The sequence below is a fragment of the Arthrobacter sp. Leaf69 genome, assembly GCF_001422645.1.
GTDB lineage: Bacteria > Actinomycetota > Actinomycetes > Actinomycetales > Micrococcaceae > Arthrobacter.
The window spans coordinates 245072-270767 of record NZ_LMLR01000001.1 but is presented as its reverse complement, the minus strand read 5'-3'; the positions used below and the strand labels follow the sequence as shown (position 1 = coordinate 270767).

Below are 25696 nucleotides of genomic sequence, written 5' to 3'. Positions count from 1 at the left end.
ACCCCGCGTTGCTGTGCGGTGATGGGAGATTAGACCTCCGCGGCCACCCCGCCGCGGGAAATTTCCACCATGTCCTCGCGCGGGACCACCTTGATGCGCTCGCGCTGGATGCCGTCCGCACCGGCGTCGGCGCTGGCTTTCTCGCCGAGGGACCGCTCGTGCGCGTCCAGGGCCAGCCAGCCTTCCCAGCTGGTGTACTGCACGCCGCGGTTTTCCAGGAGTTCGACGATGGTCTCCGGTGCGGGCGCCGCGGCCAGCGGCAGGTTCTCGCGGTCCTCCAGCAGGTAGGTCACGGTTTCCAGGGCGTCGCCCTTGGTGTGGCCGATCAGGCCCACCGGGCCGCGCTTGATCCAGCCGGTGGCGTAGATGCCCGGCACATGGGTGCCGGAAGCGTCCAGGACGCGGCCGCCGTCGTTCGGGACAACTCCCTTGCTGTGGTCGAACTCGACTTCGGGCAGCGAGGAGCCGAAGTAGCCGATCGCGCGGTAGACGGCCTGGACCGGGTAGTCGACGAACTCGCCAGTGCCGCGGGCGTTCCCCGTGCCGTCCAGCTCCGTGCGCTCGAACTTGATCCCCGCGACTCGGCCGGGGGCGTCGGCGTCGTCATACACCTCCACCGGGCTGTGCAGGAAGTGCAGGTGCAGCCGGCGGGAAGCCGTGAGCTCGGAGTGGTCCTCGGGCTGCTCGGCGATCCAGTTGGTGAGTGTGCCCACCATGGTCTTGGTCTGGTTGTTGCTTTGGATCTGCCGGTCCGATTCGGCGTCGAACTCGAAGTCCTCGGCGTAGAGGATGATGTCCACGTCCTTGGAGTGGGACAGCTCGCGCAGCTCCAGCGGGGTGAACTTCACCTGGGCCGGGCCGCGGCGGCCGAAGACGTGCACGTCCGTCACCGGGGAGTCCTTCAGGGCGCGGTAGACGTTGTCCGGGATTTCGGAGACCAGGAGGTCATCGGCGTGCTTGGAGAGCATCCGGGCGACGTCGAGGGCCACGTTGCCGTTGCCGATCACCGCGATTTCCTTGGCCTCCAGCGGCCAGTCGCGGGAAACGTCCGGGTGGCCGTCGTACCAGGAGACGAAGTCGGCGCCGCCGTAGGAGCCGTCAAGTTCGATGCCCGGGATGTTCAGGTCCGCGTCCTTGATGGCCCCGGTGGCGAAGATGACGGCGTCGTAGTGCGTGCGGAGGTCCTCCAGCGAGAGGTCCGTGCCGTAGTCGACGTTGCCGAAGAAGCGGATGTCCCCGCGGTCCAGGACCTTGTGCAGGGCGTTGACGATGCCCTTGATGCGCGGGTGGTCCGGGGCCACGCCGTAGCGGATCAGGCCGTACGGCGCCGGGTAGCGGTCGAAGAGGTCGATGCTCACGGTGAGCTCGCCGCTCTTGACAGCCTCGCTCTTGGTCAGGATGTCCGCGGCGTACACACCGGCGGGTCCGGAGCCGACGACGGCGATGCGCAGCGGGCGGGCAGCAGTTCCTACAGGGGTGTTCGTTGACACGGCTGTGTTCCTTTGTTCTTCTGCATCCGTTGCTCCGCAGCCGCCCTTTTGAGGCCTGATAACGGCAGTTACGGAGCAATCGACGGGTCTTAGAGGGTCAGTACGCGGGTCTTGGTGGAGCGGGTGGAGCGGGGAGTGTTCGGGGTGGTGGTGCTGTAGTCCGCGGTTTTGAAGTGCGACGGCGCGAACGGGCTGACGCGGACCACGTCACCGATCACGATTACGGCGGGGTTCGCGACGCCTGCGGCCTCCGCCTGGTCCGCGATGGTCCCGAGCGTTCCGATGGTCACCCGCTGGTTCGGCAGATAACCATTCTCTACGATGCCAACAGGCGTCTCCGCTGGCAAACCGGCGCGTCCCAGCGAGGCCGCGGAATCGCGCAACTGGCCCACGCCCATGAGCAGGATCACGGTGTGGTCGGACCGCGCCGGAACTTCCGAAAGTTCCTCGTGGCCGGTGACCACGCTGAAGCCCTTGGCCAGCCCGCGGTGCGTGACCGGGATGCCCGCGGCGGCCGGGACCGAGATGGCGGAGGTGACGCCGGAAACCACTTCCACCTCGACGCCGTGCTGCCGGCAGAACTCGGCTTCCTCGCCGCCACGGCCCAGCACGTAGGGGTCGCCGCCCTTGAGCCGGACCACACGATGGCCCTGCAGGGCTTCGTCGACGAGGATGCGGTTGATCTCGGACTGCGGGACGGGGTGGTGGCCGGGGGTCTTGCCGACCTCGATGACCCGGACGTCGGGGGCCAGTTCGGCCAGGAGTTCGCGCGGACCGAGGCGGTCCGCGACCACGACGTCGGCCTGGCCCAGAAGGCGCCGCCCGCGGACGGTGATGAGCCCGGAATCCCCGGGTCCGCCGCCCACCAGCGCCACGGACCCGGAGGTTGCCCCCGGGCCGGCAACACGGTGCCGGCGGAGCGGCAGGTCCCCCGTTTCCAGGGCGGTGGCCACGGCGTCCCGCAGGGCCATGGCGCGGCGCGGGTCTCCCCCGGCGTTCACGGCGATCTTGACGTCGTCCACGACGGCGACGGCGGGCGTCCAGGCGGCGGAAGCTTCGTGGTCGGAGGCATTGACGCACCAGATGCGCTGCGCCTCGGCGTCGGCCGCAACTTGCGCATCCACGGCGGAGTCGCCCGTCGCGGTCTGGACGAACCAGGCGCGGTCGACGTCGGAGCTGCGGTAGTGGCGCGGCTTCCAGGCAAGGAGGCCGGCGTCGGCAAGCTCGTGCAGTGCCGGGCTCGCCAAGGGGGCGACGACGGTGACGCGGGCGCCGGCGTCGAGCAGTCCCTTGGCGCGGCGGGTGGCCACCGGGCCGCCGCCGACCACCAGCACGGGGCGGCCGAGGAGTCGCAGCGCCGTGGGGTAAATGTCCTGAATTGCCATGCATCGACGATAGGGCGGCCTCATATCGCGGAACAACGGTTCGGAAACACCCGTTCACGCAGGGTAACGGCACGTCACATAGTTGCTGCCGTCCGGGGGCCTCCCGCCAGCGGTGCGGGCTACTTCACCGCGATGAGTTCAACCAGTTTGATGTCAGGGTCCTTGGACAGCAGCGTGGGGCCGTGCTCGCCGAGCGCGGCGGGGATGGCCCCGTTGAGGTGCGCCTGACGGGCTTCCTCGGTGTCAAAGGTGTCGAAGATGCCGAAGGTGAAATCGTTGACCCGGAAGGCATACCAGGTCTGTGTTCCGGGTTCGTTGAGCACTATCTCGCGGCCCCCGTTGAGGAAGTCCCAGACCTCTTGTTCCTTCCCCAGTTTTGCCTCGACCAGTGCCAGTACTCCATATTTTGGCGCCACAGCTGTCTCCTCAGAATCGGGCGGGATGGGCCGTACACCGGCCTATAGCCGTGAGTGTAGGCCTGCGGTTTCGGCGGAACAAGGGTCCGCCAGCGGACAGCGGAAAGCCCGACGGCGGGCATCGCCGTCCAGCATTTTGTGTTCTGACAAGAGCCCGCACACTCACCCGTTGTGATGAGCCATACAATTGCTCCGACCGGGCTAGCCGGTCAGTCTCAAAATGGGGGAAGGGGACTTCGTTGTCTCTGCACGAAAACGTCCGTATTCGGACGCGCCCTGGCCGTATGACCAGGGCAGTAGCCACAGCCGGGAGCATCGCACTGCTCGCCGGTCTTCTGATGGCACCGGCAGCACAGGCGCTGCCGATGGAAACGGACGCTATCGCCGAGCAGCCGGCACCGGTCGACCCGCCAGCCGCAGCACCGCCGGGGGAAGTATCGCCCGCCGCGCCGGACAACGTCAGCCCGCCGGTTATTGAGGGTGACCCTGTCGCGGGTGGCACGCTCACCTCGACGGGCGGCCGGTGGAACGGTGCCGGCTGGATCAAGTACCGCTGGATCGTCGACGGCGTCACAGTTCAAGCGGCCGACCACCCGGTTGGCGAAGCTGACGTACTTCACATTGATCAGTCAATGGCAGGCAAGGCGGTCCAGCTAACGGTGCTGGCGTCGCTGGAGGCGCAGGGGCTCGGCACCGAACTGGCAGCCACCCCGGTAACGGTTCGTCAGGGAAGCTTCACCGGTGTCAGCTGGAACAACGCCGTCATCGGCAAACCCGTCGTCGGGCAGGCGCTGTCGCTGAGCGCACCCCGGTGGAGCAACTCTGCGGTCCAAGGTGCCGCAACCGGCTTCCAGTGGTACCGAGGTGCTGGGCCCATCGCTGGTGCGACCGGGCCGAGCCACACGGTGGCTGCCGCCGATGACGCTCAGAAGCTGTGGGCCAAGGTGACGCTCTCCGCGCCGGGGTTCACCTCCGTGGTACTGACTTCTGCCCAAGTCACCGCAGGCAAGGGAAGCTCTGTGACGGCGCCGGTCCCGACCGTTGGCGGTATCGCCAAGGTGGGCCAGCTGCAGACTGCCAACGCAGGCACATGGGCGCCGACCGGGGCCACGCTCTCATACCAGTGGTACCGCGGAACGGCAGCCATCGTCGGCGCAGTCAGCCGTACCTACACCACCACAGCACTCGACTACGGGAAGACGCTCAAGGTCAGGGTGCGTGCAGCCAAGTCCGGCTACATAGCGCTGGACCGCTACTCCGCCGCCCGCCCGATCGCTGCCGGGACTATCGCGGCCACCAAGTCGCTGACGGTCAGCGGAACCCACCGCTATGAACGGACGGTGAAGGTCTCTCAGGGGTGGACTGCCGGTTCAACCATCCGATACCAGTGGTACCGGAACGGCGTCGCGATCAGGGGCGGGACCGGTTACGCCCTGTACCTTAGCAGCGGCTACATCGGCGCCCGGGTGAACGTCAAGGTCACAGTGTCCAAGGCCGGGTACGCGACCCGCTCGGCCACCACTCCGGCAATCACCGTAGGCAAGGCATTGATCACTTTGAAGACGGCGCCAAGGATCACCGGGGCAACGTCCCTGGGCTCGACCCTGACAGCCAACGTCGGCACCTACGCGCCGGCACCGTCAGCCTACGCGTACCAGTGGTACCGTAACGGCGCCGCGATCACGGGCGCTCGTTACCGCACATACCGGTTGGCGGCGGCGGACAACGGCCGCTCCATCACGGTGCGGGTTTCCGCCGGGCGGATCTACTCAGATACGCGGGTCACCATGAGTCCGGCGCTGAAACTGCCGGTTTGGCCTGTGACGGTACTTCGTGGTGACGGCACATATCGGGTCGGAACCCAGATCAAGCCGGGGCTGTACAAGGCAACGGGCGGATCCTTCTGTTACTGGGCACGGCTCAGAGGGTTCTCGGGAAGCACTAAAGACATCAACAAGAACGACATCGTTTCCGGAGTCACCTACGTGCAAATCTTCCCAGGAGATGTTGGCTTCAAGAGTTCCGGCTGTGGCGGCTGGACCACTGTCCCGTCGACGGGAGCTAAAGCAACGCGGATTACTAAAGACGGAACGTACAGGGTGGGTATCGACATCCTGCCCGGCATGTATAAGGCAACCGGCACAGGCAACAGCTGTTACTGGGCCCGCTTAGGCGGTTTCGGCGGAAGCTTCGGTGACATAAATAAGAACGATATTGGTCCTGCCAACACCTACGTGGAGATACTCCCCAGTGACGTTGGGTTCCGCTCGCAACGTTGTGGTGGGTGGACGCGGATTGCAGCTCCGTCCCAAGGTCATGCCCCCGTTCCATCCACTGGGGCCAGAGCCACGAGCATCACGGCCGACGGCACCTACCGGGTAGGGATAGACATCCTGTCTGGCACCTACTATGGAAACGGCGCCGGAGATACCTGCTACTGGGCGACCCTAAGCGGTTTGAGCGGCAGCTTCGATGACATTATCGAGAACTACTTCGGATCGGCCCTGACGGTCGTGACGATCCCAAGCGAAGCCAAGGGCTTCGAAGTCAGCGGCTGCGGCGCTCTGAAGCGCCGCTAGAAGATCACCATCAATTCAGGGCCCGACGGCGGGACTCGCCGTCGGGCCCTGCTGTTACAAAAGGCGTGGCCGTCTGGGGGCACTTTGACGGCCGCAGCGGCCGGATCGGGGCACAAATGACGGTGTGTCCGTGTCGATACGCCCCCGTTCGGCCGTCGAGATGCCGTGCGCGGCGGCAGCGCGGGCTACTTCACCGCGATGAGTTCAACCACTTTGATGTCAGGGTCCTTGGACAGCAGCGTGGGGCCGTGTTCGCCGAGCGCCGCGGGGATGGCACCGTTGAGGTACGCCTGCGGGCTTCCTCGGGGTGGAAGATGCCGAAGGTGTAATCGTTGACCCGTAGCCGTGAGTCTAGACACGCGAGTGACGCCACAAAACAGCAACGCGGGGCCACGTACGACCCATAAACCCGCGGGCTACGGGAGCTCGATGACCCCGCGTTGGATTTGGACGGCAGGTGCCTACCGGGTGCTGCCGGCCAGCAGGCCACGACGGCGGAGCAGCCGCTTTTCAATCGGGCCAAATACGAGCAGTTCGATCAGGATGCCGACGGCGAGGATCAGCAGGATCGCGGACATCACGATGGTCATGTCGGACAGGTCGCGGCCTTGGTTCAGCATGGAACCGAGGCCAAAGCCGATGCTGCCGCCGACCGCGATGATCTCCGCGGCCATCAGCGAGCGCCACGAGAAAGCCCAGCCCTGCTTGAGTCCGCTCAGGTATCCGGGCAGTGCAGCCGGGAGGATGATCTGGAGCGCCAGCTGGAGCCGGGACGCGCCCAGGACGGTGCCGACGCTGCGGTACTGCGGCGGGATCTGGTCCACGCCGGAGATCAGTCCGTTGATGATCGAGGGGATAGCGCCCATGAACACCACAAAGTACACGGTGGCGTCGGTCAGGCCGAACCAGATGATGGCCGCGGGCACCCACGCCACGGACGGCAGCACCTGCAGACCGGAGATCAGCGGCCCGAAAGCGCGGCGCAGCGGGGCAACCTGGGCCAGCAGGAGTCCCACCGGCGTGGCGATGGCCACACTGATCAAGAACCCGACCAGCCCGCGCTGCAGCGAGGTCCACACCGCTTCCTGCAGCTTGCCGTCGGCCCAGAGCTGCCCGAACTGAGCGAGCACATCCAGCGGTCCGGGCACCAGGTCCTGCCGCTTGAACCCCAGGGACACATAGAGCTGCCATATGATGACCAGCACCGCCAGCGCGGCGACCGGCAGCAGAATCCGGCTCCAGTCGATGCGCGACGTGCGGACGGCGTCGGACTGCAGCGAATCCAGCCCGGCTTCCAGTTCGCGGAGGTCCGCCGAGCCGGTGGAGGACCGGGTCAGGGCGGCGGTAATGTGGCGGGTCTCGCCGGGCTCAACCAGCGTCGTTGGCTTACTTGGCATGGCGGCGGATCTCCTCGCGTAGCCGGGCGGTGATTTCGCCGGTCAACTGGCCGGCCAGTCCGGCGTCGGTGCGGTGCTCTTCGCTGACATGCCACTCCCGCACCACGCGGCCCGGCCGGGAGGAGAGCAGCAGCACACGCTGGCCCAGCCGGACGGCCTCGCGGACGTTGTGCGTGACAAAGACGATGGTGCGGCCGGTTTCCTTCCAGATCCGCTCCAGCTCGTCGTGGAGCAGGTCGCGCGTGATCGCGTCCAGTGCCGCGAAGGGTTCGTCCATCAGGAGAAGCTGCCGGTCCTGGGCCAGCGAACGGGCCAGCGCCACGCGCTGGCGCATCCCGCCGGAGAGCTCGTGCGGGCGCTTGTCCCCCGCCCCGCCCAGATGCACGAGGTCCAGCAATTCTCCCGCCTTCGCGCGCCGCTCGGCCTTGCCGGCGCCGCGCAGCTTCAAGGCCAGCTCGATGTTCTCCCGCGCGGTCAGCCAGGGGAACAGCGCCGCGTCCTGGAACATAAAGGCGGCGCCGTCGCTCGGCACTTCAAGGGCGCCCGACGTCGGCGCCTCCAGTCCCGCCATAATGTTCAGCAGGGTGGACTTGCCGCAGCCGGACGCACCGAGCAGGGCGACGAACTCGCCCTGCCCGATGGTGGCATTGACGTCGTCCAGCACCGGGGCGCCGTCGCCGAAGCGCTTGCCCAGGTTTTCCAGTACGACTGGCATGGTCATGTCCTAACTTCTCTTGGCGGGCTGGAGGCGGGAACTGGTTGGTCAGTCCTTGCCCAGTCCTTGTGCGGAGATCTTCGTGCCGGTGGCGCTCTCGCTCAAGACACTGTTAAGGGCCGTGAGGTCGAAGAGGCCGTTGATGTCGGCCTGCTGGGTAGTGCCCGCGTCGACACCGTCCTGAAGCAGCTTCTGGTACGTTCCGGCCAGCGGGTCAACGGTGTAGGCGATGTTCTTGAGCGACCTGTCGATCACGTCGGCCGGCAGGGCGGCTCCGGCGGATTCCTTGAGGGCGGCGTTGAGGACCGTGGACTTCTCGGCGTCGGGGGCCACGTTGAGCCAGTCCACGGATTCGACGTGGCCTTTCAGCAGTGCCTTGACCGTGTCCGGGTGCTGGGCGGCGAACTTCTTGTTGACGATCAGGACGGTGGTGATGAATTCGCCCTTCTCCCACAGGTCTTTTTCGTCGACAAGGACTTTGGCTCCGGCCTGGAGCACCAGCCGGGAGGCCCACGGTTCCGGCAGCCACGCGCCGTCGAGCTTGCCGTCCTGGAACAGTTTCAGGGTCTGGGCGTTCTCGGTGGGGTTGATGGCGACGTCGCCGCCGCCGTCCGTGGTGGTCTGGAAGCCCTGTTTGCCCAGCCACGCGCGGAGGGCCACGTCCTGCGTGCCGCCGAGCTGCGGCGTCGCGAGTTTCTTGCCCTTGAGCTCCGCCGCCGTGGTGATGTTGGGTTTGACCACCAGCTGGGCTCCGCCGGAGGCGGCACCGGCGATGATGCTGATCGATTCGCCCTTGCTCTTGACGTAGGAGTTAATGGCCGGGTTGGGGCCGATGTACGTGGCGTCGATGGCGCCGGCATTGAGGGCTTCGATTGCGGCAGGGCCGGCATTGAAGACCTGGGTGCTGAGCTTGGTCTCGCCGAGGTTCTTGGCGACCAGGCCCTGGCTGACCCCGACGAGGGCAGGGGCGTGCGTGATGTTGCCGAAGTAGCCCAGCCTGAGTTCAGCAGCGGGGGTGTTGACGGCGTCGGCGGGCGCAGCGGTTTCGTTCGCGCGGGACACCGTGGATGCGACGGCGGCGCCGGCGCCGATCAGCAGCACGAGGCCGACGGCGAGGCTGATCTCCAGGGTTCGTTTGCGTTTGGGCCTGGCGGATTCGCCGGCGACGATCCGGGTGGTTCGGGGCGGGCTGCTGGACTTCGAGGGTTCTGGGGTGGCTGACATGGAAAGGGTCCTGTTCGTGGTGGTTTCGGGGTGGCCGGGCGGTTGTTCAGCGCCGGCTACATCGCCCCCGGAACGCATTGCGGGGGCCGTTGGAGAGCCGTTCCGTAGTTGTCATTGCTTCACCATAGGGACTGCCGTGAGCGCGGTTCAACGGTCCGGAAACCCGGGGTCACGCGGGTTCATGCAACGTCATATGCGGGCCGGTTAATCGGGCACCGGGACGTTTTAGTCGCCCTTGACGTTGACGAGCTGCCGCAGCTTGTGCCGGATCTTGACAAGGTCCGCAGAATCCCGCATCACCTGGTCGATCGGCTTGTAGGCGGCCGGGATCTCGTCGATGAAAGCGTCGCTGGGCCGGAATTCGATGCCCTTCATGGCGGCCTTCAGCTCGGCGAGGGTGAAGGTCTTTTTAGCGGCGTTCCTGGAGTATTCCCGCCCGGCGCCGTGCGGCGAGGAATTCAGCGACTCGCGGTTGCCCAGGCCGACGACGACGTAGGAGGCGGTGCCCATGGAGCCGGGAATCAGTCCGGGGTCCCCGGCCCGGGCCCTGATGGCTCCTTTGCGCGAGACCCAGACCGTCTTGCCGTAGTGCTGTTCCTGCGCGGTGAAGTTGTGGTGGCAGTTGATCCGTTCGGCCTCCCGGACACGACCGCCCGTCCAGGATTCAAACTGCTGGATCACCCGGTCCATCATTTCCTCACGGTTCAACAGGGCGAAATGCTGGGCCCAGCGGAGTTCCCGGATGTACCGGTCGAATTCGGGGGTGCCTTCCTCGAGGTAGGCCAGGTCCGGGTGCGGCAGGACGATGTGCCGGTTCCGCACCGCGCTCCGGGCCTCGGCGATGTGCCGCTGCGCAAGTTTGTTGCCGACGCCGCGCGAGCCGGAATGGAGGAACAGCCACACGGTGTCCGCCTCATCCGCGCACACCTCGATGAAGTGGTTTCCGGAGCCTAGGGATCCGAGCTGCAGCTCCCAGTTCGCGGCGTACTGGCCGGGGTCGAACCGGGCGTTGGCTGCCATCCGCCGCAGCTCGGCGAGCCTCGGTACGGCGGTGGCGGTGAATCTGCGGTTGTAGTGGCCGGCGGACAGGGGAACGGCGTGCTCAATACCCTGCCGCAACCGCTTCCGGTCCGCGGGCAGGTCCTTCACGGCATACTGCGTGCGGACGGCGATCATGCCACAGCCGATGTCCACGCCCACGGCAGCCGGGATGACAGCGTGCAGGGTGGGGATGACGGATCCCACGGTGGCGCCCAGGCCCAGATGGGCGTCCGGCATGAGCGCCAGATGCGGATAGATAATGGACAGCTTGGCGGTGGTCAGAGCCTGCTCGCGGGTCTTGTCATCAAGGATCGACGCCCAGCTGAAGAGCCTGCTGTTAATGACTTCCAACGGAGCCCCCGTCCTGGCCCGCCACCCGCGGAACTCCTGCCCGACAGCCTGCTGACCCGGCAGACCGCTGTCCTTCTGGTGTTGCCGGTCAGTCTACCGCGGCCGTTGTAGGGTCGTGGCTAATAAGAGGCTGTGACAGCGTCAGGCCGGGAAAACTGTGCCGCTACGACCGATCCGGTCGAATTCCAGGACTGCTGCAGCGACACCGTCCTCAGCCCGCATCGCCATTCCGAAGTCTGGGGCCCTTGACCGCATAGCCGCGTCCGCCAGCGTGTCGCTGAGGGCTGCGGCCAGCCCCTGCCCCGTGAGTTGCCGTCGCGGAATGGGTGCAGGTCCTACGCCCAGTGCCGCGACCCGGGCGCCCCAGAACGGCTGGTCCGCGCCGAACGGGACCACGATCGCCGGAATGCCCGCCCGCAGGGCTGCCCCGGTGGTGCCCGCCCCGCCGTGGTGCACCGCCGCCGCGACGCGTGGGAACAACCAGTCATGCGGAACGGCATCGGCCACGAGTACGTCGTCAGTGTCCGGTGTCGCTGCCAGCCCGCCCCAGCCTGACAACAACACCGCCCGCACGCCGGCGGCACGCACGGCGGAGAGCACGGTCGCCGTGAACCGGGCCGGGTCCTCGCCGGTCATGCTGCCGAACCCGATGCTCACCACCGGGCCCTCCCGGGCGAGGAAGGCGTCAAGCGCCGGAGGCGGAGTCCACCCGGAGGAATCGGCGAACCAGTAGCCGGTCACATGGCGCTCTTTCCCGGGCACAGTTGGCACCTGTACCACTCGCGGGCTGAAGCCATAGAGGACCGGCTGGCCCTTCGCGGCCGCAGGCGGTCCACTGAGCTTGAGCACGGAAGCTCTGGCCGACATCATGGGCCGTTTGAACGGGGTCCAGAGAGCCAGACCTGTCAAGGTGTGGCCCAGGCGGCGCCCCGGCCGCCCGAGCCAAGTGGGCATTCCGGCGAACAGGACTCCCGGATAATCGCCAGTAGGTGCATCGACCGGCTGCAGGTGCGTGGGGACGAAGGGAACGCTGAGCTTGTCGGCGACCGATAGCCCGACGATCATGCCTCCCACTCCGCCGGTTAGCAGATCGGCCCCGTCGCTGGCCTCGAGCGTTTCCCTGGTCCAGGTCTCCATGCGTGTGGTCATTTCCCCCGCGATCGAGCACATGCTCGCGATCGGGCCGCGCTTCGACGTCGACCCCACACGCCGGGCATCGGCCTGGGCGTTGCCCGAGAGCCCGGAAAAAGCCAGTCCCCGGCTGGTAACCATTGACGCGAAGTCCGCCGGTGCCACGACGCGCACGTTATGTCCGGCGTCTTGGAGTCCGGCGCCCAACGCGATGTAGGGTTGCACGCCGCCTCGAGTGTCATTGGCGACAACGACGATGCGCACGCGGTTACCCCGCGGCTGCTTCAGTGGCACAGCCAGGGCGGCGCAGCAATGCGTTTTTGGTTTGGGATGGAAGGTCCTGATAGACGGCGTGACGCTGTAAAGACTGCCCCTCGTCCCGGCAGATCCCGGAGGGCAATCCCCCATTCAGCGCTGTCGCCACTGCAGCCTGCCGCACCGCGTCACGCTCACGCATCATCAACCCGCTTTCGCCGCTCGTGCCGCTTATTATGCAGTACCCCCTTCGAGCGGCAACAGCCTTTCCACGCCGCAACCAGTCGAGACGGGCTTAGGGATCACGACTCAGATCGAGTAGCGCTCGTCCTCGTGGTCCCCCGGGTGGTCCTTGACGAGGCCCGCAGCGAGGGTGTTGCCGTCCAGGGGATCGATCACCAGGAACGCCCCCGTGCGGCGGTGGTGCAGGTAGTTCTCCAGCGGCAGCGGCGCGGCGAGCCGCAACTGGGCATGTCCGATGTCGTTGAGTTCCAGCGTGGAGGTGGGTTCCAACTGGAAGTTGGCAAGGTCCAGCTTTCCGGTCACGTTCCGGACCAGCGCCTGGACCGTGCGGGTGCCGTGCTTGACCAGCACCTTGGCGCCCTCGCGAAGCGGTTTCGGCGAGAGCCAGCACAGGGCGGCGTAGAGGTCCGCAGACGTCTCACGGATCGTGCCAGCCGCAGCGATCGTGTCACCGCGGGCGACGTCGAACTCGTCTGCCAGGCACAGCGCGACGGACTGCGGGGCCACAGCCTCGGCGAGGTCTTCTCCGGCGAAGTCGATCCCTGTGACGGTGGTGGTGCGCGGGGCCTGGCCCGGCGTCAGGACGCTGACCTGGTCCCCCAGTTTCACGGAACCTTCGGTGATCTGGCCCGCGTAGGCGCGGTAGTCCCGGTAGCCTTCCACGTCGAGTCCCCCGGCGACGGCGTCGGGCGCCAGGGCGCCCTGCGGCCGGATCACCAGCTGCACCGGGAACCGGAAACTCTCCAGGTGGCTTTCGAGTTCGTCCGCGGCCGGCAGCGTCTCAAGGACTTCGAGCAGGGCCGGGCCGTCGTACCAGGGCGTGCGGTCCGAGCGGTCCACCACGTTGTCGCCGTCGAGCGCGGACACCGGAATGACCTGCAGATCGGTGATGCCATCGGCGCCGAGCCCCAGCTCGCGGCCGACTTTCTGTACGTCGGCTTCGATTCCGCGGAACACGTCCTCGCTGAAGTCCACGAGGTCGATCTTGTTCACGGCCACAATCACGTGCGCCACGCGCAGCAGCTGCAGCACGGAGAGGTGCCGGCGGGTCTGCTCCAGGACACCCTTGCGGGCGTCAATAAGCACGACGACGGCGTCCGCGGTGGACGCGCCGGTCACCGTGTTCTTGGTGTACTGCACATGGCCGGGGCAGTCCGCGAGGATGAAGCTGCGGCGGTCCGTGGCGAAGTAGCGGTAGGCCACGTCGATGGTGATGCCCTGTTCCCGCTCGGCGCGCAGGCCGTCGGTCAGCAGCGCGAGGTCGATCGCTTGAACACCGGCTGCACCGGCCCCGCCGAAACCGCGGTCCGCGGACGTGCGGGCGACGGCGTCGAGCTGGTCCGCGAGGATCGCCTTGGAGTCGTGCAGGAGCCGGCCCACCAGGGTGGACTTGCCGTCGTCGACCGAACCGGCGGTCGCGAAGCGGAACAGGGTAGTGGACAGAACCGCTGCTTCCACGGCGGTGCCGGGCAGGAAAGTGTCGGTGCTCATTAGAAATAGCCGTCCTTCTTGCGGTCTTCCATGGCTGCCTCGGAGATGCGGTCATCGGCCCGGGTGGCGCCACGTTCGGTGATGGTGGAGGCGGCGACTTCAATGACGACGTCGCGCACGGTGGCGGCCGATGATTCCACGGCGCCGGTGCAGGACATGTCACCGACGGTCCGGTAGCGGACGGTCTTGGTGATCACCTGTTCGGTATCGCGGGGCGGCGAGACCTCGCCGACGGCGCGCCACATGCCGTCGCGGGCGAAAACCTCGCGGTCGTGCGCGTAGTAGAGGCCCGGCAGCTCGATGTTCTCGCGCTCGATATAGCGCCAGACGTCGAGTTCGGTCCAGTTGCTGATGGGGAACGCGCGGACGTGCTGGCCGACGGTGTGCCGGCCGTTGTAGAGGTTCCAGAGTTCGGGGCGCTGGTTGCGCGGGTCCCACTGGCCGAACTCGTCGCGGAGGCTCAGGATCCGTTCCTTGGCCCGGGCCTTGTCCTCGTCGCGGCGGCCGCCGCCGAAGACGGCGTCGAACTTGTTGCGCTGGATCGCATCCAACAGCGGCACGGTCTGCAGCGGGTTGCGGGTGCCGTCGGAACGCTCGGCCAGCTCGCCGGAATCGATGAACTCCTGCACGGAGCCGACGACGAGTTTGAGCCCCAGCCGCTCCACGGTCCGGTCGCGGAAGTCGATGACTTCGGGGAAGTTGTGCCCGGTGTCCACGTGCAGCACGGGGAAAGGCACCTTGCCGGGCCAGAACGCCTTGGTGGCCAGGTGCAGCATCACCACGGAGTCCTTGCCGCCGGAGAACAGCAGCGCCGGCTTCTCAAACTCGGCAACCACTTCACGGATGATGTGGATGGCCTCGGATTCCAAAGTATCCAAAGACGACAGGCGGGCCGCGCGCGGAGCCGCAGAACTCAGGCGACCCGACTGCAGAGCCGGAGCGGCAGGTGCCGCCCCGGGAGTGGCATCGGGCCTTCCGGAGCTGGACGGCATGCTGCTTGCAGCATTGCCGTCCAGCGAAGGGGCGGGGGCGGCATCTGCTGCGGAGGCGTAGCCGTCCGTCGTCGTTATGCTCAAGTTGCTCATACGTGTAGTCCGCATTCTGTCTTGTCGGTTCCTGCCCAGCGTCCGGCGCGGGGGTCGTCGCCGGGAGCCACCTTGCGGGTGCAGGGCTGGCAGCCAATGGACGGGTAGCCCTGTGAAAGCAGCGGGTTGACGGGCAGGAGGTTGTCATCGGAGTACTGCACCAACTGGTCGAAGCTCCAGGCCGCCACCGGGTTGACCTTGACCAGGCCGTTGGTTTCGTCCCAGGTAACCAGCGGCGTGTTGGTGCGGGTGGGGGCCTCGTCGCGGCGGACGCCGGTGAACCAGAGCTCGTAGCCGGCCAGCGTGCGGCGCAGCGGGGCCACCTTGCGCAGCGCGCAGCACTGGGCGGCGTCGCGGGCGAAGAGGTCCTTGCCGAGCAGCCGGTCCTGCTGCTCCACGGTGTTCTCCGGCAGCACGTCGACCACGTTGACGCGCAGGCTCGCCGCGACCTCGTTGCGCGTCGTGTACGTTTCCGGGAAGTGGTACCCCGTCTCCAGGAAGAGCACGTCGACGCCGGGAAGCTGGTCCGCGACGAGCGCCGGGAGGACGGCGTCGGCCATGGAACAGGCGACGGCGACAGCGGGCAGCTCGAAGTTGCGTGCCACCCAGGCGATCACCTCGCGCGAGGGGGCGTCCCAGCCGAGCTCGGCGGCACCGGCTTCGGCGAGGACCTTGAGCTCGTCGTGGGTGCGGAGGACGGGGTCCACCCCCGGCGCGTGCTTGCTCACTGGAGATCCCCCTCGTCGGCGGCAAAGGCCCACTCGGCGAAGGTCTGGCCCTCGGTGTGGTCGGCCACGAATTTCCGGACCACACGCTCCACGTAGTCGGGCAGCTCCCCGGCCGTGACTTTGAGGCCGCGGACGGTGCGTCCGAGGCCGGCTTCCTCGCGGCTGTCGGACGCCAGCCCGCCGCCGAGGTGGACCTGGAAACCCGGGGTGGGGTCGCCGTCGGGCGTGGGAAGCATCATGCCCTTGAGGCCGATGTCCGCCGTCTGGATCCGGGCGCAGGAATTGGGGCAGCCGTTGATGTGCAGCGACAGAGCCTGCGGGAGCTGCTCGGACTCGACGAGGTCGGCGAGGCGGCGTTCCAGCTCGGCGACGGCGGTTGCGGCCGTGACCTTGGTTTCGACGATGGCGAGCTTGCAGTATTCGATGCCGGTGCAGGCGATGGTGCCGCGGCGGAACACGGACGGCCGGGCGGAGAGGCCCAGGGCATCAAGTTCGGCGACGAGCGGTTCCACCTCCTCCTTGGGCACGTCCAGGACCACGAGCTTCTGGTGCGGTGTGGTGCGCAGCCGCTGCGAGCCGCGGGCTTCCAGCGTGTCGGCGAGATTCACGAGCTGGCTGCCGGAGAGGCGTCCGGCGAGCGGCGTGGCGCCGATGAAGAACTTGCCGTCCTTCTGCTCGTGCACGCCGATGTGGTCGCCCGGCGTGGAGGGCTTGGGCGCGGCCGGGCCGTCGTCGAGCTTGTAGCCGAGGTAGTCGTCCTCGAGGACCTGGCGGAACCTCACCGGGCCCCAGTCGGCCAGCAGGAACTTCAGCCGGGCTTTGGTGCGCATGCGCCGGTAGCCGTAGTCGCGGAAGATGCTGGTGACACCGAGCCAGACGTCGGCGGCCTGGTCCGGGCGGACGAAGGCGCCGAGCCGTTTGCCCAGCATGGGGTTGGTGGAGAGCGCACCGCCCACCCAGAGGTCGTAGCCGATGCCAAGCTCGGGGTGGACCAGGCCCACCAGGGCGACGTCGTTGATTTCGTGGACAACGTCCTGGCTGGGGTGGCCGGTGATGGCGGTCTTGAATTTGCGCGGCAGGTTGGCCAGCTCCGGGTCGCCGATAAAGCGTTCGGCGAGCTCGTGGATCAGCGGCGTCGGGTCAATGATCTCATCCTTGGCGATGCCGGCGACCGGGGAGCCGAGGATGACGCGGGGAACGTCGCCGCAGGCTTCCGTGGTGGAGAGGTCCACCGATTCGAGGCGGCGCCAGATCTCCGGGACGTCCTCGACCCGGATCCAGTGCAGCTGGATGTTCTGCCGGTCGGTGAGGTCAGCCGAATCGCGGGCGAAGTCGACCGAGATCTGGCCGATGACGCGCAGCTGTTCGGTGGTGAGGGCGCCGCCGTCGATCCTGACGCGCAGCATAAAGTACTTGTCCTCGAGCTCGTGCGGCTCGAGCGTGGCGGTCTTGCCGCCGTCGATCCCGGGCTTGCGCTGGGTGTAGAGCCCCCACCAGCGGAAGCGGCCGTGCAAATCCGTTCCATCGATCGAGTCAAAGCCGTGCTTGGCGTAGACGGACTCGATACGCTCGCGGACGTTGAGGCCGTTGTCCTCCTGCTTCCACGTTTCGTTGGCGTTCAGCGGCGCAGTGCCGTCCACTTTCCACTGCCCGTGCGGCTTCGCGGCGGGGCGGGAGGTGGGGCGTTTGGTGCGGCCTGGGGCAGCCTGGTCCGGGGACGCTCCGGCTAGAGCTGTATCAGTCATGGATCGACTGTAGGCGGGCCGGAATGCCGTCTCAAAGGGTCAGAAACGCGAGGTCACCTAGGGCAACAAATCGTCACGAAGCGTCGGCGAGCCTTGAAGTGACGGGGGCTGCTGTGCATGGTGTGGTGCAGTTCAGCCGCCCGCCGCGAGGGCGGCGTCGTAGCGTTCCAGGGCGATTTCGGCGAGCACCGGCGACGGCAGCAGGGCCGCCGTGACGAGGTCCGCGCCGGCCTTGGCGAGCTGGTCATGGAAGAATCCCGGGGCCAGCAGGTAGGCGGCGATGACCACGCGGCCGCCCAGGTCCACTCCCCCCGCCGACTCCCCCGCGCCGGCGCCGCCCGCCGCCTCCTCGCGGAGCATGGCCACGGCCTCGGGGACGGAGGGCTTCGCGGAGGCGCCGTACGCGGCCACGATGCGGTTGGAACGCAGGGCGCGGAGCTGGCCGGCGAGTTCCTCGACATTCTGCGCGGCGGTGGGGTCGGAGGAACCGGCCGCGGCGAGGATCACGGCGTCGTTGTCGGTCACTCCGGCTTCCCGGAGGCGCTGGTCCAGCAGGGCCGCGAGCCGCGGATCGGGCCCCAGCGGGGCGGCGGCGAGGGTGCCCGGCCGGCTCTTGACGGCCCGCGCGATGTCCACCTTGACGTGGTAGCCGACGCTGAGCAGTAGCGGGACGACGACGGCGGCCTCCCCCGCCGGGAGGCCTGCCACGACGGCCGGCAGCTCGGGTTCCTGGACATCGACATAGGCCTCGCGGACGTCCAGTCCCGGCCGGAGCGCGGCGATCCCGTCCCGCAGGGCGTTGACTTCGGCAGCACCCTCTGTGCTCGAGGTGCCGTGGGCGCAGGCGATCAGGATGGGGCTATTCATAGCCGTTAGCGTAACCTTGGAGCCGCCCCATCCGCCCCTCGAGATTCGACCGGGACGCTCCATGACTTTTTCCTTTAGCGCAGTCCTGATCTGGCTGGACCTGGCCGGCGTCTTCTTCTTCGCGGTGTCAGGGTCCCTCCTCGCGGCGCGGAAGCAGTTCGACATCATCGGCTCACTCCTGCTGGCCTCGATGGTCAGCCTGGGCGGGGGCGTCATCCGCGACATCGTCATCAATGCGGGTCCTCCCACGGCCTTCGTCAACCCGGCTTATTTGGCTCCTCCCCTGCTCGCCACGGTGCTGGTGTATTTCCTGTTCTCCAGCGTCCAGCGCTTCACCTCGCTGCTGGTGCTCTTCGACGCCGGCGGACTGGCCCTGTTCTGCATCACCGGGTCCCTCAAGGCGCTCGAGGCCGGCATGAACCCCATTGCGGCGGTGCTCCTCGGGGTCACGACGGCGGTGGGCGGCGGCCTGCTGCGCGACATCACTGCCAATGAGGTGCCGCAGCTGTTCGACCCCAAGGATCTCTACGCCCTGCCGGCGTTCGCCGGGGCTGCCCTGACCGTGGCGCTGTCCGTCACCGGCACCTTCAATGCGGTCACCGCGGGCGCCGTGGCTGCCATCGTTTTCGCCTTCCGGGTCACGGCCTGGCGGCGCAAATGGTACGTTCCGCTGGCCGTCCGCGGCTGGCACCGGCTTGGCCTGGATACTGGGGATGGCGGGGCTAAGGATTAGCTAGGATAAGAACCATGACTGACATGTTCCTCGAGAAGTTCCGCGCGCTTGTTCCGAAGTATCTCGAAGACGAATGGCAGGAAGAGGATGGCCTCCCGGCTGACGAGCTGGATGCGGCCCTCGCCGAGCACCAGTTCCAGGTGCCGCTGGTATTGCGGGAGTTCTACCTCGCGGTGGGCGGATGCGAGGACATCATGGAGGCGTACCACTACTTCTGGGACCCCGAAGAGCTCGAAGTTGATGACGAAGGCTTCCTCATGTTCCTCGAGGACGAGGAAGAACAGTTCACGTGGGGCTTCCGGGTCGGCGACCTCAGCGTTCCGGACCCGATTGTGTACCGCCGCAACAACGCCCGCGGCCAGTGGAAGAGCGAAGAGGGGACCTTCTCCGAGTTCGTCTTCGACATGTTCGAGTGGGCGTTCAACGACGACGACGAGGACTAGGGGCTAGGGGCAGGTTCCGCTTCCCGCGGGCTCGGCCATCGGCGGTCCGGGGGCACATTGACACGGACACGCCGCCGCCCGGCCCGGGAATCACCGGCTAAGGCTTCAAAGTAGCCCCGGACCGCCTATGCGGCCCGCGCTTCAGGGATTGAACGCACCCCGACGGCGCTGCTCCAGCACCGCGAGGACCTGTGCGAGCATCTGCTCGGGGTGGTAGACGACCAGGTCATAGCCGAATCTGAGCACCAAATAGCCTCCGACCATGCTCGCGTTGTTCCGCCCCCGGTCCTTCTTGGCCTGCCGCGGCTCCAGATGCGATTCACCATCGGTCTCCACGATGAGGCAGTCCTCAACAAGGAAGTCCACCTCCCCCACCCCGGGGATCTGGACATGCCTGCGCACGTGCAGCCCCGCCCGGAGGAAGACGGTGTTGGCGAGAACCTCCAGCAGCGAGTCGGCCCGGGGAATGACCAGGTCCAGCACCGACCTGGCCCGGGCGTTGCGGTTGCCCGGGAGTTTGCCGCGGAGGAAGGCCAAGCTGATGTCGCCGCGGCCCACAGCACACTGGACCATGACGAGCGCCTCCAGTTCCGGCAGGCAGCGCAGCGCGTGGATCAGGGTGTCGGCCAGCCCGGCCAGAGGGAGCCACGGGTGCCGTGGATGCCGGCACTGGCCATGTGCGACCGAGCCGGACGGAGCCGGCCGGTGCCCGACGCAGAGGTGCAACTTCGAGGCCGGGACCAGCGTCCACAAGCCGTGGCTCGGCGCAGCGGAGACACAGGTCAATAGCCCTCCAGCCTCGCGGGCGGCCCGCAGGACCGAGGCTTCCCGGGGCAACGCATAGTGTCCGCGGCGGATCCTCACGATGGTGCCGTCCGCCACGGCCAGGCCAATCCGATACCGGGTGAATCCGGCCCGCCCGAGGTCGGCCGTGCTGGCCGGTCCGCCCCGCGAGCCCAGGAAAGTGGCGATGTTCATTCCGCCAATGTGCCCCAGCAACGGCCGGTATTGCCGACGCAGACTGTGCCATGTGGACAACTCCTGCCGCGGCCAGGGGGCACTTCGACGCGGACACGCCGCAACCCAGCCCGGCATCCCGCAATGGGGGCCGCAAAGTGCCCCCGCTCGGCCGAAGCCACCGGCAAGCAAGCAGCAGACAGCCCACACAGACCCAAAGAACTGTGACAGTGAATTTACAAACACCCTAGACAGCGTGACATTTCTGTCATATGCTCATTCATGGGTTCATCAAATGCCTCCGGTGGACCTGATGCGAACGGAGAAATGGCCCCGGTTCCGCACAACGGATGACTCGAAACGTTGTGAGGAACCGGGGCCATTCCGTTTAAACCGGAACACCCGCGGAAAGTCACCCGGCGGGTGCACGCCAAGCTCAGCTGGCGCGGTCCACCACGGCCAGCGCGAAGTTGGTCAGCGAGTCCTTCACCACGCCCTCGGGCAGCGGCGCGAGCGCGGCAATCGCCTCATTGGCCCAGGCACGTGCCACCACCCAGGATTCCGCCGTCACGGGGTGCTCGCGGAGACCGGCAACGGCGGCAGCAAGGGCCTCGTCGGAGCTGAGGTCGCCGTCGATCAGTTTCAGGAGTTCGACGGCGGACGCGTCGCCGTCGTCGGCCCTCTTGCGCAGCAGCAACACGGGCAGCGTCGGCACGCCCTCGCGCAGGTCGGTGCCCGGGGACTTGCCGGACTTGACCTTCACACCGGTGACGTCGATGACGTCGTCGGCAAGCTGGAAGGCGACGCCCACCTTTTCGCCGTACTCGACCAGCATCGGCTCGTAGGCTTCGTCGGCACCGGAGAAGATCGCGCCGAGCTGCCCGGACGCCGCCACGAGCGATCCGGTCTTGTCCGCGATGACGGACAGGTAGTGCTCCACCGGGTCCTCATCCGGGCGCGGCCCCACGGTTTCGTGCAACTGGCCCAGGCACAGCCGCTCAAAGGTGCGGGCCTGAATGCCGAGCGCACGCGAACCGAGTTCGGAAACCAGGATGGAGGCCCGGGCAAAGATCAGGTCACCGGTCAGGACGGCGACGGAGTTCCCCCAGACCTCGTGCGCCGTGGGGGCGCCCCGGCGGAACGGCGCGGAGTCCATTACGTCGTCGTGATAGAGCGTCGCCAGATGGGTCAGCTCGACGACGACGGCGGCCTGCACCACGGCGGGCAGCGAGGCGTCGCCCAGGTGGGCGCAGAGCAGGGTCAGCAGCGGCCGGATGCGCTTGCCGCCGGCTTCCACTAGGTGGCGCGACGTCGCGTCAGCCAGCGGGTCCGAGTTGGCAATGGCTTCGCGCAGCTTCTTCTCCACGCGGGCCAGGTTGGTGGTGATCGCGGGCCCCAGTTCGGGGTCCCCCGCGATCGCCGCAAAGCCCGCCGGCAGCTGCAGGCCGGTGGCGATGGCGGTGGTGTTCAGGTCGGGTTCAGAGCTCGGCAGGCCGTGTCCGGCGTGCGTCCAGCTTTGGTCTGCGGAGTTGGTCACGGGTTAACCCTAACTTTTTGTTGCGGAAACCGCGGAGTTGGCGCCGGAGTGCGAAGACGCGTCCGCGTCGGACGCAGCCCGGTTGGACGGAGCCTGGTTGGACGGGGCCGCGTTGGGCAGGGCCTGGTTGGACGTCGCCGGGACCAACGATTCCAGCACCCGGATGACACGGTCCTCGAAGCCCTTGGCCGCGGGGTCGGTCAGGTTGGCCAGCAACCGCACCACGAACCGCATGAGTACAGGGATGGGCATGCCCGTCCGGAGAGCCAGTTTCATCACGGCCGGCTTGCCGATCAGGGCGGCAAACGCGCGGCCCAGGGTGAAGTGCGAACCCCACTGGTCCCGCACGTAGTCCGCGTACCGGGAGAGGTGCGCATCGGCGTCGGCCTTGGCCCAGCCGGCGGACGCCGAGCGTGCGGCGCCGTCGATGATGAATTCGGCAGCGAAACGTGCGGACTCCATGGCATAGGAGATGCCTTCGCCGTTGAACGGGGAGACCATGCCGCCGGCGTCACCGAGCAGCAGCAGGCCCGGCGAGTAGTGCGGCGTGCGGTTGAAGCCCATGGGCAGCGCGGCGCCGCGGATCTCGCCGACCTGGTTCTCCGGGGTGAAGCCCCACTCGGAGGGCATGCCAGCGGTCCATTCGCGCAGGACCTGCTTGTAGTCCAGCTTGCCGAATTCCTTGGACGAGTTCAGGATGCCGAGGCCCACATTGGAGGTGCCGTCGCCGACGCCGAACACCCAGCCGTAGCCGGGCAGCAGCTTGCCGTCGCGGCCGGGAAGCTCCAGCCAGCCTTCCATCCAGTCGTCGTCGTGCCGCGGCGACGTGAAGTAGGTGCGGACGGCGACGCCCAGCGGCCGGTCATCGCGCTTCCGGATCCCCAGCGAGACGGCGGTGCGGGTCGAGTTTCCGTCCGCGGCGAGCACGACGTCGGCGGTGAAGTCCCGAGTTTCGCCGGTCTTGCGGCCGGACTCGTCCAGCAGGGCGGCGCGGACGCCCGTCACCCGGCCATCTTCGGAGTGCAGCGCCTCGGTGACGCTGTGCCGTTCCAGCACGACGGCGCCCGCGGACCGGGCGTGCCGGGCCAGCTCCTCATCGAACCCGAGCCGGGTCCGGATCAGTCCGTACTGCGGGAAGTCGGAGACCTCGGGCCAGGGCAGCTCGATGCTGCGTCCGCCGGCCAGCAGGCGCAGGCCCTTGTTGCGGCGCCAGCCCTCCGTTTCGGGGTGGGGCAGTCCAAGTTTCTGGATCTCCCGGACGGCGCGGGGGGTGAGCCCGTCGCCGCAGACCTTTTCGCGCGGGAAACTGGTCTTTTCCAGCACCGTGACGTCGATGCCTGCGTTGGCCAGGTAGTAGGCGGCAGTGGACCCGGCCGGACCGGCCCCGACAATCAGTACTTTCACGGCGGCGATGGACTAACGGGCGGGCCGGGTGTTGCGGCGCAGCCTCGCCACCGGTCCGGTGTGGGCTGCAAGTGCCTTCGCACCCGCGGCAGGGTCGGACTCAGCGCCGGGCTTGACGGCGCGGTGCACGGCGACGATGCCGCCGCTGAGGTTGCGGTAGGTGACGTTGTCCCAGCCGGCTTCCTGGAGCCAGGCCGCGAGGTGGTCCTGGTCCGGCCAGGCGCGGATGGACTCGGCGAGGTACACGTAGGCATCCGGGTTGGAGGAGACCTTGACGGCGATCGCGGGCAGCGCGCGCATGAGGTATTCGGTGTACATGGTGCGCCACAGCGGCACCACGGGCTGGGAGAACTCGGCGATGACCAGCTTGCCGCCGGGCTTGGTGACCCGCAGCATCTCGGCGAGGGCCTTCTTCGGCTCGTTGACGTTGCGCAGGCCGAAGGAGATGGTGCTGGCATCAAAGGTGTTGTCCGCGAACGGCAGGCGGGTGGCGTCACCGGCGATGAAGTCGATGTCGGGGCGGCGCCGCTTGCCGACCTTGAGCATGCCAAGCGAGAAGTCGCAGGCGATCACGTCGATGCCGGCGTCGGCATACGGTTCGCTGGAAGTGCCCGTGCCGGCGGCGAGGTCAAGGACCCGCTGGCCCGCCTTCACATCCATGGCTTCGACCACAACCTTGCGCCAACGCCGCGTCTGCCCCATCGACAGGACATCGTTGACGACGTCGTATTTAGGGGCGACGTCGTCAAACATCGTGGCTACTTCGTCCGGACGCTTATCCAAGGATGCTCGGTTCACCCTGACATTGTCTCAAATGTTCGGCACACCCACGAACCACGCCCTGAGCAGGGAGTCCGGTGGGCGCGGGAGTAGTGTTATCTCACTATGACCAGCGCGTTCCGTACCAGAATTATCAGAACACTTACAGTGCCCCTCGATGCAGAATCATTTCCCGGGGGGCTGCCGTCGTTTCTGGTCCGTGACGACCTGCTCTGCTGGACCCGCCGCGAAGCGGGCCTGGTCGGCTTCGGCGAAGTGGCCCGGTTTACCGCCACGGGACCCGAGCGTTTCCTCGAGGCAGACATCTGGTGGCGCCATCTGGTCCTTGAGGCCGAGATTGAGGACGCGGTGGAACGGCCCGGCACCGGCCCGGTCGCGTTCGGTTCCTTCGCCTTCTCCAAAGCCTCCGCCCACGCGTCGCGGCTGATCGTCCCCGAAATCGTCGTCGGACTGCGCGACGGCACGGCCTGGCTCACCCAGCTGACGTTCGACGACGTCGAACTCACCGAGGCCGGCGCGCGCGCGGCACTCACCCAATGGATTGACGGCGGCTCTGCGGCTGGTGCCCTGGCCGGCGCCGGCGCCCTGGCGGACGGCTCTTTTGTTGACAGCTCCGGGGCGGGCGCCGACTCGGCCGGGGACGGCACCGCTTTCAGTGCAGCCGGGGGTGCGGCGGGCACGACCACCGTGCAGGCGGGCCGCGCCGTCGTCCGCCCCCTGCCACTGGCCGCCGGGGCAACGCTGCACACCGGATCGCTGGGCGAGGAAGACTGGATGGCCGCCGTCGCCTCCGGGGTCGAAGAGATCCGGTCCGGGGCGCTGGAGAAGCTGGTGCTGGCCCGGGACATCGTGGCGACCCTGCCCACCGGCGTGAATGCCGCCCAGGTGCTGCGCGAGCTGTCCGCGCGGTACCGCGAATGCTGGACCTACGGCGTCGACGGACTGGTGGGCGCCACGCCGGAAATGCTGATCCAGGTGGAGGGCCGCACCGCGCAGGCCCGCGTCCTGGCCGGCACACTGGACCGCCGCGACGCCGACGGCATGGACGGCTCGCCGCTGGAGTTCGCGGAACGGGTGCTGGCGGGGTCCGAAAAGCAGCGGCACGAACACGACATCGCCATCCAATCCCTCACCACCCAGCTGGCGCCGTTCTCGGAAGCGATGAATGCGCACAGCGAACCCTTCATCCTGGAATTGCCCAACGTCTGGCACCTCGCGTCGGACGTGAAGGCTGAGCTGACCGAGGTGGAGGGCCATGTCCCCACGTGTCTCGCCCTGATCAACGCCCTGCATCCCACGGCAGCGGTCTGCGGCACACCGACCGCTGTTGCCGGCGCCCTGATCCGCAAACTGGAACACCTGGACCGCGGACCCTACGCCGGACCGGTCGGCTGGCTCGACGCGGCCGGCAACGGGGAATGGGGCATCGCGCTGCGCGGCGCCGTTATCGAGTCCCCGACGACGGTGCGGCTCTATGCCGGCTGCGGCGTCGTCGAGGGCTCCGTCCCGGAAGCTGAGCTCGCGGAGACCTGGGCGAAGTTCCGGCCGATGCTGGAGTCCCTCGGCATCAACAGCTAGAGTCCGGGATAGGAGACATGTTCCGGCCGTTTCACCTTGCGCTAGTCTCGAGAATAGTTATCCAATGGTGAAACTAAGTTTCCTGTGATGCACATCTCGTATTCGGCGATACACTATAAGC

21 protein-coding genes are annotated in these 25696 nt (G+C 67.5%); 4 read left to right on the top strand and 17 right to left on the bottom strand.

Annotated elements, in window-relative coordinates:
- Positions 1-29: 29 nt before the first annotated feature.
- From ASE96_RS01235 to ASE96_RS01225, 3 genes are all read right to left on the bottom strand, one after another.
- Entirely contained in the window at positions 30-1490 is a 1461-nt protein-coding gene (locus ASE96_RS01235) for an FAD-dependent oxidoreductase (RefSeq protein ID WP_056424858.1), read from the bottom strand.
- Positions 1491-1579: 89 nt separating this feature from the next.
- Positions 1580-2875 (bottom strand): uroporphyrinogen-III C-methyltransferase, encoded by a 1296-nt coding sequence (gene cobA / locus ASE96_RS01230; protein ID WP_056424855.1) that lies wholly within the window; start codon positions 2873-2875, stop codon positions 1580-1582.
- 119 nt (positions 2876-2994) lie between these two features.
- Complete coding sequence (locus ASE96_RS01225; protein ID WP_056424852.1) at positions 2995-3291, bottom strand: putative quinol monooxygenase; 297 nt, start codon at positions 3289-3291, stop codon at positions 2995-2997.
- 338 nt (positions 3292-3629) lie between these two features.
- Between ASE96_RS01225 and ASE96_RS01220 the strand changes: the two genes are divergently transcribed.
- A complete protein-coding gene (locus ASE96_RS01220; protein WP_200912967.1) occupies positions 3630-5870 on the top strand; it encodes a hypothetical protein in 2241 nt (746 codons plus the stop codon).
- A gap of 461 nt (positions 5871-6331) precedes the next feature.
- On the opposite strand, the gene ASE96_RS01215 is transcribed toward ASE96_RS01220, so the two are convergent.
- The 10 genes from ASE96_RS01215 to ASE96_RS01170 all read right to left on the bottom strand — a co-directional run bounded on the left by ASE96_RS01215 (position 6332) and on the right by ASE96_RS01170 (position 18143).
- On the bottom strand, positions 6332-7267 hold the full coding sequence (locus ASE96_RS01215; protein ID WP_056424849.1) for an ABC transporter permease: 936 nt from the start codon (positions 7265-7267) through the stop codon (positions 6332-6334).
- Positions 7257-7982 (bottom strand): ABC transporter ATP-binding protein, encoded by a 726-nt coding sequence (locus ASE96_RS01210; RefSeq protein WP_056426543.1) that lies wholly within the window; start codon positions 7980-7982, stop codon positions 7257-7259. The genes ASE96_RS01215 and ASE96_RS01210 overlap by 11 nt, the downstream gene beginning before the upstream one ends.
- 48 nt (positions 7983-8030) lie before the next feature.
- Positions 8031-9206, bottom strand: a complete 1176-nt coding sequence (locus tag ASE96_RS01205; RefSeq protein WP_056426540.1) for an ABC transporter substrate-binding protein — start codon at positions 9204-9206, stop codon at positions 8031-8033.
- 225 nt (positions 9207-9431) lie between these two features.
- On the bottom strand, positions 9432-10598 hold the full coding sequence (locus ASE96_RS01200) for an RtcB family protein (protein ID WP_056424846.1): 1167 nt from the start codon (positions 10596-10598) through the stop codon (positions 9432-9434).
- Between the two features lie 141 nt (positions 10599-10739).
- Positions 10740-11993 carry a glycosyltransferase gene (locus ASE96_RS01195; protein ID WP_056424842.1) on the bottom strand — a complete coding sequence of 418 codons (1254 nt, stop codon included), beginning with the start codon at positions 11991-11993 and terminating at the stop codon, positions 10740-10742.
- A 300-nt stretch (positions 11994-12293) separates the two neighbouring features.
- Positions 12294-13718 (bottom strand): sulfate adenylyltransferase subunit 1, encoded by a 1425-nt coding sequence (locus ASE96_RS01190; protein ID WP_056424839.1) that lies wholly within the window; start codon positions 13716-13718, stop codon positions 12294-12296.
- Entirely contained in the window at positions 13718-14710 is a 993-nt protein-coding gene (cysD, locus tag ASE96_RS01185; protein ID WP_235500109.1) for a sulfate adenylyltransferase subunit CysD, read from the bottom strand. The genes ASE96_RS01190 and cysD overlap by 1 nt, the downstream gene beginning before the upstream one ends.
- A gap of 89 nt (positions 14711-14799) precedes the next feature.
- On the bottom strand, positions 14800-15531 hold the full coding sequence (locus ASE96_RS01180) for a phosphoadenylyl-sulfate reductase (protein ID WP_056424836.1): 732 nt from the start codon (positions 15529-15531) through the stop codon (positions 14800-14802).
- Complete coding sequence (locus ASE96_RS01175) at positions 15528-17276, bottom strand: nitrite/sulfite reductase (RefSeq protein ID WP_056424834.1); 1749 nt, start codon at positions 17274-17276, stop codon at positions 15528-15530. The genes ASE96_RS01180 and ASE96_RS01175 overlap by 4 nt, the downstream gene beginning before the upstream one ends.
- Before the next feature lie 132 nt (positions 17277-17408).
- Positions 17409-18143 carry a sirohydrochlorin chelatase gene (locus ASE96_RS01170; protein WP_056424830.1) on the bottom strand — a complete coding sequence of 245 codons (735 nt, stop codon included), beginning with the start codon at positions 18141-18143 and terminating at the stop codon, positions 17409-17411.
- Between the two features lie 61 nt (positions 18144-18204).
- Here ASE96_RS01170 and ASE96_RS01165 point away from each other — a divergent pair, with 61 nt between their 5' ends.
- Positions 18205-18876 carry a trimeric intracellular cation channel family protein gene (locus tag ASE96_RS01165; RefSeq protein ID WP_056424827.1) on the top strand — a complete coding sequence of 224 codons (672 nt, stop codon included), beginning with the start codon at positions 18205-18207 and terminating at the stop codon, positions 18874-18876.
- Between the two features lie 14 nt (positions 18877-18890).
- On the top strand, positions 18891-19319 hold the full coding sequence (locus ASE96_RS01160) for a hypothetical protein (RefSeq protein ID WP_056424825.1): 429 nt from the start codon (positions 18891-18893) through the stop codon (positions 19317-19319).
- A gap of 141 nt (positions 19320-19460) precedes the next feature.
- Here ASE96_RS01160 and ASE96_RS01155 read toward each other — a convergent pair whose 3' ends face one another.
- The 4 genes from ASE96_RS01155 to ASE96_RS01140 all read right to left on the bottom strand — a co-directional run bounded on the left by ASE96_RS01155 (position 19461) and on the right by ASE96_RS01140 (position 24015).
- Entirely contained in the window at positions 19461-20297 is an 837-nt protein-coding gene (locus ASE96_RS01155; protein WP_056424822.1) for a DUF559 domain-containing protein, read from the bottom strand.
- A 415-nt stretch (positions 20298-20712) separates the two neighbouring features.
- The gene (locus ASE96_RS01150) at positions 20713-21813 is read right to left on the bottom strand and encodes a polyprenyl synthetase family protein (RefSeq protein ID WP_056424821.1); all 1101 of its coding nucleotides are present in this window, start codon (positions 21811-21813) and stop codon (positions 20713-20715) included.
- 9 nt (positions 21814-21822) lie between these two features.
- Positions 21823-23217, bottom strand: coding sequence for a geranylgeranyl reductase family protein (locus tag ASE96_RS01145; protein WP_056424820.1), 1395 nt, complete (start codon positions 23215-23217; stop codon positions 21823-21825).
- A 12-nt stretch (positions 23218-23229) separates the two neighbouring features.
- Positions 23230-24015, bottom strand: coding sequence for a demethylmenaquinone methyltransferase (locus ASE96_RS01140; protein WP_235500064.1), 786 nt, complete (start codon positions 24013-24015; stop codon positions 23230-23232).
- Positions 24016-24102: 87 nt separating this feature from the next.
- Here ASE96_RS01140 and ASE96_RS01135 point away from each other — a divergent pair, with 87 nt between their 5' ends.
- Positions 24103-25575 (top strand): isochorismate synthase, encoded by a 1473-nt coding sequence (locus tag ASE96_RS01135; protein WP_056424814.1) that lies wholly within the window; start codon positions 24103-24105, stop codon positions 25573-25575.
- Positions 25576-25696: the final 121 nt, after the last annotated feature.

Coding starts and splice junctions, on each gene's coding strand:
- ASE96_RS01215 (WP_056424849.1), bottom strand. CDS start 7,267: ATGCCAAGTAAGCCAACGACGCTGGTTGAGCCCGGCGAGACCCGCCAC.
- ASE96_RS01170 (WP_056424830.1), bottom strand. CDS start 18,143: ATGAATAGCCCCATCCTGATCGCCTGCGCCCACGGCACCTCGAGCACA.
- ASE96_RS01205 (WP_056426540.1), bottom strand. CDS start 9,206: ATGTCAGCCACCCCAGAACCCTCGAAGTCCAGCAGCCCGCCCCGAACC.
- ASE96_RS01190 (WP_056424839.1), bottom strand. CDS start 13,718: ATGAGCACCGACACTTTCCTGCCCGGCACCGCCGTGGAAGCAGCGGTT.
- ASE96_RS01175 (WP_056424834.1), bottom strand. CDS start 17,276: ATGACTGATACAGCTCTAGCCGGAGCGTCCCCGGACCAGGCTGCCCCA.
- ASE96_RS01165 (WP_056424827.1), top strand. CDS start 18,205: ATGACTTTTTCCTTTAGCGCAGTCCTGATCTGGCTGGACCTGGCCGGC.
- ASE96_RS01135 (WP_056424814.1), top strand. CDS start 24,103: ATGACCAGCGCGTTCCGTACCAGAATTATCAGAACACTTACAGTGCCC.
- ASE96_RS01220 (WP_200912967.1), top strand. CDS start 3,630: ATGGCACCGGCAGCACAGGCGCTGCCGATGGAAACGGACGCTATCGCC.
- ASE96_RS01160 (WP_056424825.1), top strand. CDS start 18,891: ATGACTGACATGTTCCTCGAGAAGTTCCGCGCGCTTGTTCCGAAGTAT.
- cysD (WP_235500109.1), bottom strand. CDS start 14,710: ATGCCGTCCAGCTCCGGAAGGCCCGATGCCACTCCCGGGGCGGCACCT.
- cobA (WP_056424855.1), bottom strand. CDS start 2,875: ATGGCAATTCAGGACATTTACCCCACGGCGCTGCGACTCCTCGGCCGC.
- ASE96_RS01210 (WP_056426543.1), bottom strand. CDS start 7,982: ATGCCAGTCGTACTGGAAAACCTGGGCAAGCGCTTCGGCGACGGCGCC.
- ASE96_RS01155 (WP_056424822.1), bottom strand. CDS start 20,297: ATGAACATCGCCACTTTCCTGGGCTCGCGGGGCGGACCGGCCAGCACG.